Raw genomic sequence first — 16,932 nt, forward strand, 5'->3', positions numbered from 1 at the left:
CAAGCGTATTTCCATTCAGTCAACTACTGCCAATATAACATTGTAGAGAGGTTGAGACATAAAGTTTTTGTGCTCTGGGAAACCGATTAACGGCGTCCCAAAAACAGGATTTTCGGCAGAAACTCTCACGGTTCGACAAAATTTGGAAAACAATTTTGCTCATCGTTCGGTTCTGCTCAAATCCTAAACGCTTTTGTCCCGACCGCTCGTTTTGTTTAATACTGTACTTCATTCTATCCTTCGTATTCTTATACCTTCCCGATTAAATTTTTACAAAATGACATGATTTAAATTTATGAGTTCAAATTAAATAAAATATTTTATATGAGGCTTATTACTCACATGAAATGAAAAATCCAAATCCACAACCTTTCATTCTTTTCTTTAATCTTTACTTAAAAGTTCAAATTAAAGTCATTGACGGACATGTATTATCTCATGTTTAATAAAATTAATGCCTATTTATAAGCGCTTACATAATTCCTTCTAGAAAAGAGGTGCTACGAGAAAAATGTTAGATAGACATATGCAAATAATTCAACTTTTCATTAAAAATCCGGTGAAAACTTTGAGCTCTGATGAAATTTCTGAGTATATTAATGTTTCAAATAGAACAGTTCGAAATGATATCCATGTAATCAACAGTAATTTCATGGATAATATCATCATCAGTGTAAAGTCTAAAGGTTATTTATTAAACACAACCCATTATACTTTAGATGTCATTAAGGAACGCTATAACCACATTCAGTCTTATAAAGAAAAAATTATGCTGTCTATCGCGTATCAATTACTTATGCACAATAAAACACATACGATACAGCAACTTGAACAAGACTACCTTCTGTCTAAAACTGTACTTAATGACTATTTCGTAAGAATACAGCAATGGTGTCAAAAATTTAATATAGATTTAGCCATTAAGAAAAAACAAGGTGTTCTTGTCAACGGGAGTAACAATGATATAACAAATGCCATTATCCATTTAAATCAATTGTCAACTGGACATGGGCACGTTGAAGATCTAATTTTAGGTGAATTGCCTGAAGCTCATCAACGTATGATTGCACATATCATACAAGAAACACTTGAACAATTCGGCATTGAAACCTCAGAAATTCAGATAAGGCAACTGTTAATCCACCTTATTTTAATTATTAAGCGTAAACAACAATTAAATGAGATAGACACTTTAAATTATGAATCAACATTAATCGCTCAATCTTGTATTAAACAAATCAATAATCGATTAGGTTATAACTTAAGTTCGCAAATAACAAATATGTTTTCATTCTTCATTGGTTACCATTTTAATAAACTTGATTTAGGTATCGAACGTATTTTTATACAAAGTTATATCGATCGTTTAATCGAGCTTATGCAAAAAAGGATTCATGTACCCTTTAGCGAGGATACGATATTACAACAAAATTTATACAACCACTTTAGCAAAGCATATTTACGCATTACACAAAATATTTATTTAAACAATCCTTTAGTTACTGAAATTAAAAAGCTTTACCCTTATGTATTTAATATGCTTTTTGAAGCAATAAATAAATTAAATATTAATACCGATATTGATATGAGTGAAGATGAAATTGCCTTTTTAACAATTCATTTTCAAGCGGCAATCGAACGTCGCACAAAAGCTAAATTGAATGCTGTAATTGTTTGTTACTATGGTTTAGGTGTGTCAAATTTTTTAGAAACTAAAATTAATAACTTAACAGATGAATTAACTGTAATTAATACGATTAAATTAGAAAACATATCAAATAATCATTTCGAAAATGTTGACTTATTAATTACAACTCATGCTATTCCAAGCCATACTTTAAACACACTACCTAAACATATTACAATCATTAAAGTTTCTCCATTATTTTCTGAAGATGATCATCATAAAATCATGCATTTTGTTAAACAAAAGCAAAACCCAATTCAGTCTCAAGATTATATGGCTGCTGTCAATTTCCTTGTAGTGAATATGGCTCAATCGTTGCATCATACAGTACAGATTTTCGAGGAAGCGCACAAAATATTACAAGCACACCATGCCATTACAGATGGTTATATAGAGACCGCTTTAGAACGTGAAAAATCATCATCGACATACATTGGGAATTATATGGCAATACCTCATGGAGACCCTGAAAAAGTATTACAATCGCATGTCCTTATTTTTCGCACAAAAGATATCTTCCCTTGGCGACAACACGACGTTAAGCTTGTCTTTTTCTTAGCGATTTCACCAAAAGACAATGGTTTTACCAAACAAATGATGCAATTAATTGCTAGTTTTGATGAAGATAATGTTAACCATTTATGTAGTTTAGATGATTTCGAGTTAAAGCAGCAAATATTACAATACATGCAAGAATAATTGCCACTAGTAACGGCAATTATTCTTTTTTAAAACACGAAGAATGCGCTTACAATTAAAAATAAGGAGATGACAACCATCCCTATTTTAGAGTCCTTCAGTCTATAGGATGATTATCTAGGAACACCCCGTGATATCCAAATGAAATATTTAAAGTTTAGAAGATAAAATTTATTATACGAGGAGATGATTTTATGAAAATTGTAGCTATTACCTCATGTCCAAATGGCATTGCACATACATATATGGCTCAAGAAAAACTTGAGCAAGCTGCTAAAGAATTGGGCGTGAATATTAAAGTAGAAACACAAGGTGGTGTTGGTGCTGAAAATACTTTGACCACTAAAGACATTGAAGAAGCAGATGGTGTCATTATTGCGGCTGATAAACAAGTTGACTTATCTAGGTTTGTTGGTAAACGCTTAATTAATGAAAATGTTCGCGAAGGAATTCATAATCCTCAAAAATTGATTCAAAGTATCATTAATCAAGATGCCCATATTTATCAATCAGAAACTAATGATAATAATGATAAACCAGCCTACAGTGGTAAGTCTAAAAGTGGTATGCAAATGTTCTATCAGCATTTAATGAATGGCGTGTCATTTATGGTTCCGTTTATCGTTGTAGGCGGTCTTTTAATAGCCATTGCACTTACACTTGGCGGTCAAACAACTTCAAAAGGATTAGTCATTCCTGATGATTCATTTTGGAAATCTATTGAAAATATCGGTAGTTTAGCATTTAAATTTATGGTACCAATACTAGCTGGATATATCGCTGTAAGTATCGCTGATAAACCTGGTCTCGTACCTGGTATGATTGGGGGCGCTATTGCTGCAGATGGTAGCTTTTATGGCAGTGAGGCAGGTGCTGGATTTTTAGGTGGTATTGTAGCTGGTTTCTTAGCAGGATATATTGCAAAATGGATCAAAAATATTAAGGTCCCAAAAGCGATGGCACCGATTATGCCCATTATCATAATTCCAATCATTTCTTCTGTCATCGTCGGATTAATTTTCATCTTTCTGATTGGCGCCCCAATTTCGAATATTTTCGAAGCACTAACAACTTGGTTAAAAGGTATGCAGGGCGCTAATATTATTATACTCGCCTTAATAATAGGTGCTATGATTGCTTTTGATATGGGGGGACCAGTTAATAAGGTAGCATTCTTATTTGGCTCAGCACTCATTGCAGAAGGTAATTATGCCGTTATGGGTATGGTTGCGGTTTCTGTTTGTACACCTCCTATCGGGCTTGGATTAGCAACATTCATTCAAAAGTATAAATTTAATCATTCTGAAAGAGAAATGGGTAAAGCATCTTTCACAATGGGGCTTTTTGGTATTACTGAAGGTGCCATTCCTTTTGCGGCACAAGATCCTTTACGTATCATACCTGCCAATATGTTAGGTGCTATGATTGCATCAGTCATTGCTGCACTTGGCGGCGTAGGAGATAGAGTTGCACATGGTGGTCCAATCGTTGCTGTATTAGGTGGCATTGACCATATACTATGGTTTGCCTTAGCAGTTATTATAGGTAGTCTTGTCACAATGTTTACTGTGTTATTATTAAAACGTAATACCCCTGTTGTAGCAGCTGATGAATCGTTACAGCACACACAACTACATGATACTGATGAACTATCAAGTAAGAAACATCAAAATTCTTCTGAAAATACGACATCTCATTTACATCATGATGCCACATCACATTTATTTGATCAGTATACTATTGTTATGACTGACCAAGAAATGTCTAGAGACGACGCAATCGATATGTTAATTCATCAACTTAAAGTATGTCGTTATGTTGAGCATACTTCACATTTAAAAAATGCAGTTTTAGAACGTGAAATGGAATCCACGACGGCTATTGGTATGAATGTAGCAATCCCACATGCCAAATCTGATGTTGTCAAACAACCTATAGTAGCTGTAATGAAAAATAGTCATGGTGTTCAATGGGAAAGTCTAGATGGCAGTCTACCAGAATTAATATTTTTAATAGCAGTACCAAATAATAGTAAAGATACACATTTGAAAATTCTTCAACGTTTATCTAAAGCACTGATGAATGATACGACACGCCAATCACTCATTGAAGCAAACAGCACTACTGAAATTTATAATTTATTAATGAAAATATAGAGGAGTTATAACTATGGCTTTATTTTTACAACCCGTTTTTAAAGACAGAATTTGGGGTGGTCATGCGTTAAAATCTTTTAACTATGATATTCCTAATAGCACTACTGGTGAATGTTGGGCAATCTCTGCTCATCCAAATGGACCTAACACAATAATGAATGGTCCTTATCAAGGCATGACACTTGATCAACTTTGGATGCAACATCGTGAATTGTTTAACAATGATTCACGAGACAACTTTCCATTATTAACAAAAGTGTTAGATGCTAATGATAAATTATCGGTACAAGTTCATCCTGATGATGATTATGCTTTAAAACATGAAGGTGAACTCGGTAAAACAGAATGCTGGTATATTTTAGATGCCGTTCCTGACGCTGAAATTATATACGGTGTTCAGGCACAAACTAAAGGTGAGCTAATTGAAATGATCGATAACAATGAATTCAATCGTCTTTTTAAACGAATTCCTGTCAAACCCGGTGACTTTTATTATGTCCCTGCAGGTACCGTCCATGCTATCGGTTCAGGTATTTTAATATTAGAAACACAACAATCATCTGATACAACGTATCGCATTTATGACTATGACCGACGTGATCAAAACGGACAGTTGCGTGATTTGCATTTGGAACAAAGTAAAGATGTCATTCAATTAGACAATCATAATCCAAATACTACACCGATAACGACTAAAATCGAGACACACACCGTAACGCGTTTTGTAGATAACAACTTTTTTGCAGTTTATAAATGGGATATTCACGGTCAATTAAACTTCACTAAACCATATCCCTATTGTTTAATAACAATTATTGAAGGCACTGGTACATTAACTATAGACGAATCTCATTTTGATATTCAAAAAGGTGCCAGCTTTATTTTAACAACTGAAGATACAGATATTCACTTGAACGGTGAAATAAGTGCCATTGTTAGCCATCCAAGCTAACGTCATGATTATTAAATTTACTATGTTTACAAATAGTCAAACATTGTCTATTCTTTTTTATAAAAATTAATCCACACATTAAGGTGAAATACCCCTAACGTGTGGATTTTATATTTTATTCTGTTACATTACTTTGATCGACTTTTTCTGATACGCGTTTCATCATTGGATCTGTTACAGGTTTTAAAATTAAACCTACAACGAAGAAACCTATACCAAATAGCGTTAAAATAATTAATTTTGTGATTAATATTTCCGGAACAATGCCTCCTACCGTCTCACGTAAAGAATCAATTGCATACGTAAATGGTAAATATGGTGAAATATTTTGGAAAAATTGTGGTGTTGTTTGAATTGGGAATGTTCCACCGCCACCTGCAATTTGTAAAACGAGCAATACGATTGCAATAGCCTTACCTGGGTTACCTAGTAATGATACGCATGTATATACGATTGAGTTGAAAATAATTGAACAGAAAATCGTTATTAGTACAAATAATACAGGTGATTCAACTCCCGCTTTTAGAATAAACAAGTCTCCGACTGAAACAATTAGTGCTTGAATCATACCAAGCATGATGAAGAAGCCTGCTTTACCTAAAAATATTTGGCGTGTTGTTAAGACTGGCTCTAAACTCTTATGTTTATTATCAACTGTTAATAAACTTACCATTAAGAGTGCACCAACCCATACTGACAAGGCAGTGTAAAATGGCGTCATACCTGAACCATAATCCTTTACAGGGAATACATCAACAGTCTTCTTATTAATTGGATTTGCAATAATGCCCGCTTGCTTTTTCAAATCATTTTTAAGCGTGTCGATTAACTTATCAACCGCATCTTCTTTGTCTAACTTTTTGAAAATTTTATTCGCTTTTTTCAAATCTTTTTCAACATCAGGCAATTTATTTTGTGCAAAATCAGCTAAGTCTGATAACGCCTTTTTAGCTTGAGGTTGATTTTTATTTAATAATCCCACGGCTTGGTCATAGCCATTCAATAAAGTTGGCAAATTCTTATTTACACTTGCAGTTGCGTTTGTTAATCGTTGTTCCAACTGTGGTAAATCATTACGTACAAAATTAGCAGCTTTTGCTACATCATTTTTCACAGTTGGGAAATTCGCTTGTGCCGCTTTAATCGCATTGGTGTATTGTTGTTCAATACTCGGTAATACGGATTGTAACTGGTCAACACGCTTTTTGCCGCTTTTTAAAATAGACTGTCCGCTTGTAATGACTTGGTCAATTGTATTTAATTTAGCTTGTACATTCGATAAAGCAGTTTGTCCTTTATTTAATTCGTCCATGATACGTTTAGATAATGAAACTAAAGAATTATTAAGATCCTTTTTAATATAGTCTCTTAATGACGACAACGATGAGTCTAATTTTGATAAATTATCTAATACTTTTGTCGCTTCTGCTTTACCTGAACTACCATTTTTTAGAGCATTACTCAACTGATTAACCAATCTTAACTCTGCATTAACTTGATTATTTGTTTTATTAATCTTTTCAATTTCTTTTGAAAGATCAACATTTTCATTCTTCTCTAATTCTTTTAATATATCGATAAATTGTTGATTATATTGCGTAGTGTACTCTAAACGAGACTTCACATTATCAAGCGTCTCTTTAAACTCGGATGGATTGTTAGAAGCTAAAATACCATATGCAATATTCCGCAATGATTGCGTATCTTTTTGAGCCGCTTTAGCTTGTGTATCTAAGTTATTTGATAACGATAATAACGACTCTGTTAATGCCACATCCATAGATTTAATGTCTTTATCAGTAATATTTGGTGAGTTCTCACTAGCTGTACTCACTTGTGTTGTTTTTATATCTGCTACACTTTGTCCATCCTTTTTCACACTTGTACTTTGTGGCGCAGTCGCAACAGGCGCATTATTGCCATTTGGTGTAGCATTGTTACTATGTGCATTATTGGCATTAGGTGTTGTTGCTGTTTCATTACTAGTTGCAGGCGCACCATTTAATGTCGCATTATTAGCTGTATTGTTTTGAGGTAACTGCTGTTGATTTCTGCGATTTAAATCTTGTGCTCGTCGAATTGCTTCTTGATAATCACCCACTCTACCCCTTACTTGTGTGACAAAGCCTTTCGCATCATTTAACTGGCCATTGGCTTGATCAATACCTTGACTTGCAATATCTAACCCTTGATTAATTTTAGGGAACTGAGCTGGTACATCGTTAGCAGCAAAATTTAATGCTTTTTCAATTTTCGGCATATAGCTATTTAACGCTAAAATTAATTTAGCTTTTTCATTAAGCTGGGGAATAGCCGAATTGACTTCGTTTAATTTTTTCTGAGCGTCTAATATGTCACCTTTATATTTTCCTAAACCTCTAAAATCATTGGCATATTTATCTAAGTCAGCTTGATGATTATTTAAATAAACAATCTTATTCGCAAAATCATTAATTTTAGGTAATGCTTTATCTGCAGAATAGACAGCATTTTTTATTTTATTAATTGTCGGAACATTTTCTTCAATAGTTAATCCGGCTTTATTCGCTTCTTCTAATAATGCACGTGTTACCGTTTTATTAAATTGCTCATTTGCTTTTTCAACAACCACTGACGATCCAGTATCTGTTAATTTTGATGCAACCGCATTAATCTTTTGATTCACTTTAAATTCAACATCTGCTTTTTGAGGTTGTTTTCGTAAGGTCCCCGTAATTTCATGTGTGAATTTAGATGGGATATAAATACCTGCAAAATATTTCCCCATTTTTATCTCATGATCAGCTTTTTCTCTACTAACAAACTGCCAATCAAAACTTTTATTTTTCTTAAGGGACTTAACCATTGTATTACCAACATTGATTTTCTTCCCTCTAATTGTGTCGCCTTTATCTTCATTAACAACTGCGACTTTTATGTGTCCAGTATTACCATATGGATCCCACATTGCCCATAAGTTAAACCATGCGTAAAATGATGGCAAAATAGCTAATCCTGCTAAGATAATCCAAACTGCTGGCGTTTTAGCTACTTTTTTCAGATCCATTCTAAATAATTTAAATGCGTTCTTCATTGTCACACTCCTAAATAGGAATTATTCATATTTTTTACATATTTTTTGTAAATTAATTTATTTTTGCGCTGTGAATTAGTATAATCAGTTTATTGAGAGATATATTGTTGATTGATACCTATCAACTACTTTCAGCATACGATAAATTATAACAAATCATAACTTATTATCACACTAAATTATCATATTTTTCAAGGGAGAATGCGTAATATGCCTAAAAATAAAATTATAATATATTTGCTATCAACTACGCTCGTATTACCTACTTTAGTTTCCCCTACCGCTTATGCTGACACACCCAAAAATGATACTACAGCTAAGACAACGACAACTCATGATTCGAAAAAATCTAATGATGTTGAAACTTCAAAGGATTCTACAAGTAAAAATACTGAAGCTGATAAAGCCGAAGCAAAACAAGCAGACAATAATAACACAAGCAAACACGACAATAGTGATTCAATAGATAACAAATTAGACAATAGTAATTCAAATTCAGATAACATCATAGATTTTATTTATAAAAATTTGCCTCAATCGAACTTAAATCAATTATTTAATAAAAACAAATATGATGATAATTTTTCATTAACGACTTTAATCCAAAATTTATTCAATTTGAAATCGGATATTTCTGACTATGAACATCCACGTAATAATGAAAGTACATCCGATGATTCAAATAAAAACAGTGATAGCTCAGCTAAAAATGAACCTGCCTCTAAATCTTCAAAACAAGATAAAGTTGACAGTCAAAAAGCAACTACAACTAATGATGTAAAACAAAATACATCAAATAAGCAAGCAGATTCACAAAAGTCAAATCAATCGAATGACAAACCGACTAACGACAATAATGCAAATCAGAAATCTTCATCAAAAAATGATCAATCTATGTCAGATTCAGCGTTAGACACTATTTTAGATCAGTACAGTGAAGATGCTAAAAAAACTCAAAAAGATTATGCATCACAATCAAAAAAAGATAAAGATGCAAAACCTAAAACGTCTAATCCACAGTTACCATCGAAAGATGATTTGAAACATAAATCTAAACCAGCACAATCATTTAACAATGACGTTAACAAAAATGATACACGTGCAACGTCTTTATTTGAAACGGACCCAAGTGCATCTAATAACAGTGACACAGGTCAATTTAATGTTGTAGACTCTATAGACACACGTAAATTTGTAAAATCGATTGCCAAAGACGCACATCGTATAGGTCAAGATAATGATATCTACGCATCTGTGATGATTGCTCAAGCAATCTTAGAATCAGATTCAGGTCGCAGTGCTTTAGCTAAATCACCAAATCATAACTTATTTGGTATTAAAGGTGCTTTTGAAGGTAACTCAGTTTCATTTAATACATTAGAAGCTGATGGAAACAAATTATATAGTATTAACGCTGGATTTAGAAAATATCCAAGTACTAAAGAATCGTTAAAAGATTACTCTAACCTTATTAAAAAAGGTATTGATGGAAATCCAGATATCTATAAACCAACTTGGAAATCAGAAGCTGATTCATATAAAGATGCCACAGCACACTTGTCTAAAACATATGCAACAGATCCAAATTATGCCAAAAAATTAAACAGCATCATTAAACATTATCAATTGGCTCAGTTTGACGACGAACGCATGCCTGATTTAGATAAGTATGAACGTTCTATTAATGATGATGATAGTTCATCAGATGAATTCAAACCATTCCGCGAAGTGTCTGACAGCATGCCATACCCACATGGTCAATGTACATGGTATGTATATAACCGTATGAAACAATTCGGTTCATCTATCTCAGGGGATTTAGGAGATGCTCATAATTGGAATAATCGTGCTGAATATCGTGATTATCAAGTGAGTCATATGCCAAAACGCCATACTGCTGTAGTCTTCGAAGCAGGACAATTTGGTGCAGATCAACAATACGGCCATGTTGCATTTGTTGAAAAAGTGAACAGCGATGGTTCTATCGTCATTTCCGAATCAAATGTTAAAGGCTTAGGAATTATATCTTACCGAACAATCGGAGCATCAGCTGCTGAAGAATTGTCATATATTACAGGGAAATAATAACCATTACGCCCAGAACATTTTTTACAACATAAACTATTCAACCCGAGGTATTCAATTCGAATGCCTCGGGTTATTTTATATAGAATTATTATTTTATGTTCAAATATTTCTAATAGCTTCCATGCTACTTGTCATCTCACACATTTTATAAACAAAAGTAACTGCCCTTATTCTCCAATATTATCGTCGAATATTAAATATGGTTATATGTCTTACAAACTACTTTTCCATGACTCTACTGATTCAATTTCACATGAACGTGATAAAATTTGTTCGATAATAAAATCATGTTTATCGTCCGATCTATCTCCAACAGCATCTTCTAAAACAGTAATATAATAGTCTTTATCTACACTTTCCAAAGCTGTACTTAATACAGCACCACTTGTAGATACACCTGTTAGCACTAGATGATTAATATCGTTTGCACGTAAATAGACTTCTAAGTAACTACCTGTAAATGCGCTAAAGCGTCGCTTAGAAATAATTGGCTCATCTTCTAATGGGTCCAAAGATTCAAGTATTCGTGTAGATGCATCTGTTTCAGTAATTGCATAACCTTGAGCTTTAATTGTTGAAAACACTTTATTACTCGATGAGACATCATTAAAATGCTTATCTAACACTAAACGTATGAAAATGACTGGTATTCTATGTTGTCTTGCTGCTTCAATTGCTCTTTGGTTTGCTTTAACAATATTTTTGATTCTAGGCACACTGCTCGCGATACCTTCTTGCATATCCAAAACTAATAGCGCTGATTTTCGAGACATCTTCATTCTCCTTTACTTATGTAATTCCAAGGCAATAATTTCATTATAACTTTAAAATAACAGACAATCTAATCTTTGCAACTTGCATATTTTTAATAATAAATTAAGAGGGAATCAAGACACCCATAACTTAAACAGTTATGTGCGTTCTGCTTCCCCCAATTTGATTATGCTTTATTTTTCAATTTATTGCGTCTTGATAGCCAAATCATTAGCGCACCAATTGTACCAATGAAAACAGAAATTGGTAACCAATGTTCTTTTATTGTTTCCCCTGCTTTAGGTAAAGATACATTACCATCAGCATTTAATAATCCACTTAACAAGCCATTCCCTTTACCTAATGTTAACGTTTTTTCGGGTTTTGGTGTAGGTATATCTGGAATCTTATCTAATAAATTCGATCCTCTGTTCATTAAATTTGCTAGTTTATTCAAATCTGTCGTTTTTCCATTTTTGTTTAAACGGTCCAGTAAACTTGGACGATTTAATATTGGCGATAAGATATAATCTAAATCTTTTTTCTTTTGATCGAGTCGCTTTTGTAAATTTAATAAGTCATCAGCTTTTCCGTTCAATACTGATTTAACCAAATTAAAAATTTTATTTTGGTCTTTTTCCATTTTAGTGATTAAATCTGCTAGTAATTTGGCCTTTTGTCTTTCAATACGTGTCGCTAAAATAGTTTCGATTGCACGTTTTTTATCTTTAGCATTGTTCAAAATTGCTTTTAAAATATCATCAGAAGACGTATCCCCAGTCGTCGCAAAATGCTTCTTCAACTGATTAATAATTTGGCGATTTGACAGTCCTTTGTTCGTCCAATCTTTAGCTAATTTATCTGCTTCATCTTTGCCTAATTTCGTTTGTAAAATTTGAGAAATCAACGATGTCTTATCTTGTGATTGATCAACCAACGACGTTAATAAATCATCACTCGTTGTCAGAGATAGTTGATCAATATGACGTGTAATTTGATCAGCAATTTGTTGATCTGTTTGACCATTGACGCGCATTTCTTTTAATATTTTATCTGCTTCTTTTTTATTAAATATACTTTCCAAAATTGTCTTTGTTGCATACTTTTTATCATCTGTACTTGCAAGTTCATCTAAAATAATATTCCGTTGACTTTTTATACGTTCTTTCGTCTTATCTACTTCGTTCAATAAATCTGATTTTTGATTTTTAGAAAGTGACGTATCTGCTATACGTCGATCTAAAGTTTGTAACGTGTTCAACTTATGGTATGTGTAATGTTGCGCTGAGGCATTACTTTTAGCCAATTTTTCAATCATAGCATGATTAATTTTATCGCTTCCTTGTAATTTATCTGTAAGGCGATTAACGCGATTGTCTGTCTCTTCATTTGAAAGCACTTCGTTTAACACACCTTGTGCTGAATGATCTCTGTTTGCTATTTTTGGCGTTTTGTCTGATGAATGATGATTGTCAGTTTCAGGCACTACTGTATCTTTCGCAGTATCTGTCGTCTGAGTGTTCGATTTGTGTATTTGCTGATTCAAATGGTCTAAGTCTTCTAACGCCTTATCTACCATTGCTTCATCATTTTTATTATCTTTTTCTCCATGTTTTGTTGTAGCCGTTTGTGACATATCATTTTTCATTGCATTAAGATTGTCCTCACCACTTTGTTGACCACTATCAACTTTTTGCGAAAAGTCATTTAAATCTGTTAGCAATTGGTCTAATTTTCTATCTAAATCACTTTGACCCCCCATTTCAATCCGACTATCTTGATTGTGTTTACTATCCAAATCATTCACGCGCTTTAAGATTTCATCAATTTGAGATGATGTTTTCGCTTCATTGAGCTGTGCTTTATAATGTCTTTTTGATTCCGCTGACACCTGTTTTAATTGCTCAATTTGACGATTTGCTTTTTCAATTTTGTCTAATAAATCCTTTTTAGTTAAGGTATCTTTTGAAATTTCAGTATCATTTTCAGTTGCAGCTTGCACATCATATGGTAAAGCATTAGTTAAAATGATACTACTCAATATCATTGCCGAACATGACGACTTGATATAAAATCGAAATGGCTTTCCTCGATATTTAACCATCAACATACTCCTTTCTCACTTATTCCCTTAAATGAATTACATATCATTATATACCTATTCACAAGAAATTTACACTTATCCATCTAGTTATTTACACCTGAATTATTGTATTTATACTGAGCTCATAGTTTTAAAATTAAATACAACAAATATGACGTAATATCACATTGTAATACAGCCACCATAATATTACGTCTAGCATTTCATATTCAATAATTTTCTTTCAAGATTTGCTATTTAATCATTTTATAAATTGAGTGCCTGTGTAAAAACGTGTTTGAATTGTTCACAAGTAACTTCATGTGCCTGAGACTTCTGTAATAATAATGATTCATGAAACTGTTGTTGATTTTTCAAGCTTTCTAACATTCGGATCAATCGGTCTTCGCTATCCATTGTTACATCATTATTATGCTCAAATAAATGCTCTGATGGTGTTATCTTAGTATTATGTGCTGTTTGTTGGTAGCCTATAATCAACAACTCATGGTCAAATGCTCGTTGAACCGCATTCAATATTTCATTACTTTCATTAATATCAAGATATATATCACATAATTGATAGAGCTCATTAACCATAGCCATATTAATTGAAGGATATAGATAAACATTAGCATATTGATCATAATGCATTAACTTTGGAGACATCTCAGTAATAGCAGCAATATGAAACTTAAACTCCGGCAATTTTTCCACTAATGTTTTAATATTACGAAGTTGATCTGAATTTGTTAATATTAATATTTCTTTAGCATAACGGGTATGACTTTGGTAATTATATAAATAGCCACCTTGAAAAACACGCGATTTAACTGTATTATCTGCTACATTCATAATTGTTTCAAACTCATCTTTATCTGGGATAATAATGTTACAATCCCGCTTCATATCCCCTCTACACATCAATTGCATATTTCCTGGGATATTACCTCGACACTCTTCTTGCCATACTAAAACATCACGACCATAATTCGGCAAATTATATATCACTGAAAATGGCAATGCTAATGAATTAATGACAAAATGATGACTCGAAACATTTAACTGTTTAATAAAAAACAATACAAATGAGAGCTTTGATGAAAAAAAGTAAGACTTTCCTTGCCAGTCTAATATGACATCAGACGTAACAAAGTTTTCATAAATCACTTCTTTACCATCAGCTGTCATATATTTTTTCAAGATCGCTTTATGGTTTAAATCGTAAACAGTTTGGGCAAATTTAATGCCATACTTAGAGTAATGGTCAACAAATCGTACGCGCTGTTGTTCATCGTACCATTCTACACGATTAACAATTCTAGGTTTTTCAGCACTTTGATAAAATATTTTACCTCGAACACGCCCCATATCAGTAATCACAGCCGAATTATTATTTCCTTTGATTTCCCAAAACGTAGGCACATTTATCTGATTAAAAAATCGTGGTGCCATATTTTCAAAATTTTGAGTCCCCGCAAAGAATCGATATGGTGTAATAATCTCATCTGGTAAAAAACCATTATCATTCAATACAATTGTTAAATCATCTTCCATTGTGCTTGCTATAAAAGACTGATAAAGTTTACGTGAATTGTCATTAAAATGATCGAATAATTTAATCATTTAGCACCTCTCGAATTAATCTTTCCCATTTTAAAATAATATCTTGAGTCATAAATTGCTGTGCCACATCATAAGATATTTCATGCGGCTTATTAGGACCATTTTTAAAATACTTTACAATAGCATCCGCCAGTTTTGCTACCACATCATCCACACTGTCATTATTGGAATTATACGGTACTAAGTAACCATTTTCCCCATCTCTAATAAATGTGGGATTACCATAATTAACATTCAATCCAATCATTCCTAGACCAGATCCTACAGCCTCCATTAAAGTAAGTCCAAATCCTTCACTTGTTGAAGCTGAAAGGAACAGTTCATAATTTGCATAAATTTTTTCTAAGTTCACATGACCTAATATTCGAATGTAACTTTCTGCATGATGCGTATCAATAATTTTACGAAGACGTGTTTTCTCACTGCCTTCCCCATAAATATCAAACGTTAATCCCGGCACTTCTCGTTTAGCCACGATAACTGCTTTGACAAGCCAATCAATATGTTTCTCATTTGCTAAACGAGACGCACTAATCATCGCATATGGTTTTCTTGCAACAATAGGATGGGATAAGTTATCGATACTTCCCATAGGAATGGTATACACACAAGGATGATAACCTTCATATTGATTAAATTGACGACACAATAAGTGATTTTGAATATCTGTAGCTGTAATAAAAAAGTCGATATACTTGGCTTTTGAAAATTGATACTCATAATAATTATTCCATAATATATGCTGCTCACTTACCATGTTATTGCTATAATGATCCGCATGAATTACAACACCAACCTTACTCTCTCCTTTATGTTGCAAAACAGCCTGCCCAATATCAGAAGCGCGGTCTAATATGACAATATCTTCTCGTGTTAAATTCAATCGTTGTAAAAAGTATGCAATAAATTCCGTTTTGTTATACAACACCGCATCTTCAAATACATATATAGAGCTGTCTCCATCAATATATTCGTTATAAGCGATGGAACCATCTTCATTATAGAATTGTCGCATATATAGTTTCGCTTTATTTTCAGCAGGAGCATAATACTCAGAAAAAACTCGCGTATAACTATAAAAATCTTTACGTACAAGCATACTGTTAATAACAAATTCAGCACGATCAACAATATCTTTTTGTTCATTCTGCAAATAACACGTAACAAATGATGCATTTTCATTAAAATACAACCGTACTATTTTACCCATGCGTTCTCTGCGACTAACCTCATGTCCAAGGTTGTGTTCAATATCGTCTATTGTATACGTCGTTGGCGCAATTGGAATATCGCTAAAAAACTGGTACAACCATATCACTTCATGATCTTTAAAACCGATGTTATGAGTTAATGTCTGTATATTTTCAGATTGTATAAAATCTAAAAATATGAATTTCGTTTCCTCATTTGTATGTCTCAATAATTTTGCACGATAAGCTTGTGCATATTCAACACCACTACTTGCCCATCCTATACCAAAATTTATATTATATATCGTCATGCGCATCCTCTTTTCGTTTATGGAAAATGTATAACTGGCATACCTTCTTTATCAAATGTAATCATGCTTTGACAAATATTTTTTATCATTCGTTTTTTTATATTTCGTGTCATTACTTCAAATGAATCTAGCGCAACACGATGATACTCAAATATCGCATTGCGTTGACCATTTTGTCGCTGATTAACACTCGCTTTTAATTGTTGTAAATAATCAACTTGCTCCAACCAACACGAATCAATTGCTTTCAAAAAGACTTTTTGAACGAAAATATTATAATAATATGTACTTTGCATATTGTTACGATTCAAAGC

The 16,932-nt window shown here is 32.9% G+C and carries 9 protein-coding genes and 1 pseudogene; 4 read left to right on the forward strand and 6 right to left on the reverse strand.

The features are described from left to right. Nucleotides 1-511 precede the first annotated feature (511 nt). From CD116_RS07830 to manA, 3 genes are all read left to right on the forward strand, one after another. The gene (locus CD116_RS07830) at nt 512-2,386 is read left to right on the forward strand and encodes a BglG family transcription antiterminator (protein ID WP_047548181.1); all 1,875 of its coding nucleotides are present in this window, start codon (nt 512-514) and stop codon (nt 2,384-2,386) included. Between the two features lie 194 nt (nt 2,387-2,580). Further along, on the forward strand, nt 2,581-4,542 hold the full coding sequence (locus CD116_RS07835) for a PTS fructose transporter subunit IIABC (protein WP_047548183.1): 1,962 nt from the start codon (nt 2,581-2,583) through the stop codon (nt 4,540-4,542). Nucleotides 4,543-4,555: 13 nt separating this feature from the next. Continuing rightward, nucleotides 4,556-5,494, forward strand: a complete 939-nt coding sequence (manA, locus tag CD116_RS07840) for a mannose-6-phosphate isomerase, class I (protein ID WP_047548185.1) — start codon at nt 4,556-4,558, stop codon at nt 5,492-5,494. Between the two features lie 115 nt (nt 5,495-5,609). On the opposite strand, the gene CD116_RS07845 is transcribed toward manA, so the two are convergent. Then, nucleotides 5,610-8,567 (reverse strand): YhgE/Pip domain-containing protein, encoded by a 2,958-nt coding sequence (locus CD116_RS07845; protein WP_047548187.1) that lies wholly within the window; start codon nt 8,565-8,567, stop codon nt 5,610-5,612. A gap of 210 nt (nt 8,568-8,777) precedes the next feature. Between CD116_RS07845 and CD116_RS07850 the strand changes: the two genes are divergently transcribed. Then, on the forward strand, nt 8,778-10,652 hold the full coding sequence (locus CD116_RS07850; RefSeq protein WP_047548189.1) for an amidase domain-containing protein: 1,875 nt from the start codon (nt 8,778-8,780) through the stop codon (nt 10,650-10,652). 215 nt (nt 10,653-10,867) lie between these two features. On the opposite strand, the gene CD116_RS07855 is transcribed toward CD116_RS07850, so the two are convergent. From CD116_RS07855 to CD116_RS07875, 5 genes and pseudogenes are all read right to left on the reverse strand, one after another. Then, entirely contained in the window at nt 10,868-11,428 is a 561-nt protein-coding gene (locus CD116_RS07855; RefSeq protein WP_047449984.1) for a cysteine hydrolase family protein, read from the reverse strand. Nucleotides 11,429-11,595: 167 nt separating this feature from the next. Next, entirely contained in the window at nt 11,596-13,512 is a 1,917-nt protein-coding gene (locus CD116_RS07860) for a hypothetical protein (RefSeq protein WP_047548191.1), read from the reverse strand. 246 nt (nt 13,513-13,758) lie between these two features. Then, nucleotides 13,759-15,117, reverse strand: a complete 1,359-nt coding sequence (gene gtfB / locus CD116_RS07865) for an accessory Sec system glycosylation chaperone GtfB (RefSeq protein ID WP_047548193.1) — start codon at nt 15,115-15,117, stop codon at nt 13,759-13,761. Then, nucleotides 15,110-16,618 (reverse strand): accessory Sec system glycosyltransferase GtfA, encoded by a 1,509-nt coding sequence (gtfA, locus tag CD116_RS07870; protein ID WP_047548195.1) that lies wholly within the window; start codon nt 16,616-16,618, stop codon nt 15,110-15,112. The genes gtfB and gtfA overlap by 8 nt, the downstream gene beginning before the upstream one ends. Nucleotides 16,619-16,635: 17 nt before the next feature. Beyond that, nucleotides 16,636-16,932, reverse strand: a pseudogene (locus tag CD116_RS07875) (accessory Sec system translocase SecA2); the annotation flags it as partial.

It is taken from the genome of Staphylococcus schweitzeri (genome assembly GCF_002902405.1).
GTDB lineage: Bacteria > Bacillota > Bacilli > Staphylococcales > Staphylococcaceae > Staphylococcus > Staphylococcus schweitzeri.

Bases quoted from the DNA above. Each gene is read 5' to 3' on its own strand.
- CD116_RS07830 (WP_047548181.1), top strand. From the start codon at position 512: ATGTTAGATAGACATATGCAAATAATTCAACTTTTCATTAAAAATCCG.
- CD116_RS07845 (WP_047548187.1), bottom strand. From the start codon at position 8,567: ATGAAGAACGCATTTAAATTATTTAGAATGGATCTGAAAAAAGTAGCT.
- CD116_RS07850 (WP_047548189.1), top strand. From the start codon at position 8,778: ATGCCTAAAAATAAAATTATAATATATTTGCTATCAACTACGCTCGTA.
- CD116_RS07860 (WP_047548191.1), bottom strand. From the start codon at position 13,512: ATGGTTAAATATCGAGGAAAGCCATTTCGATTTTATATCAAGTCGTCA.
- CD116_RS07835 (WP_047548183.1), top strand. From the start codon at position 2,581: ATGAAAATTGTAGCTATTACCTCATGTCCAAATGGCATTGCACATACA.
- gtfB (WP_047548193.1), bottom strand. From the start codon at position 15,117: ATGATTAAATTATTCGATCATTTTAATGACAATTCACGTAAACTTTAT.
- manA (WP_047548185.1), top strand. From the start codon at position 4,556: ATGGCTTTATTTTTACAACCCGTTTTTAAAGACAGAATTTGGGGTGGT.
- CD116_RS07855 (WP_047449984.1), bottom strand. From the start codon at position 11,428: ATGTCTCGAAAATCAGCGCTATTAGTTTTGGATATGCAAGAAGGTATC.
- gtfA (WP_047548195.1), bottom strand. From the start codon at position 16,618: ATGACGATATATAATATAAATTTTGGTATAGGATGGGCAAGTAGTGGT.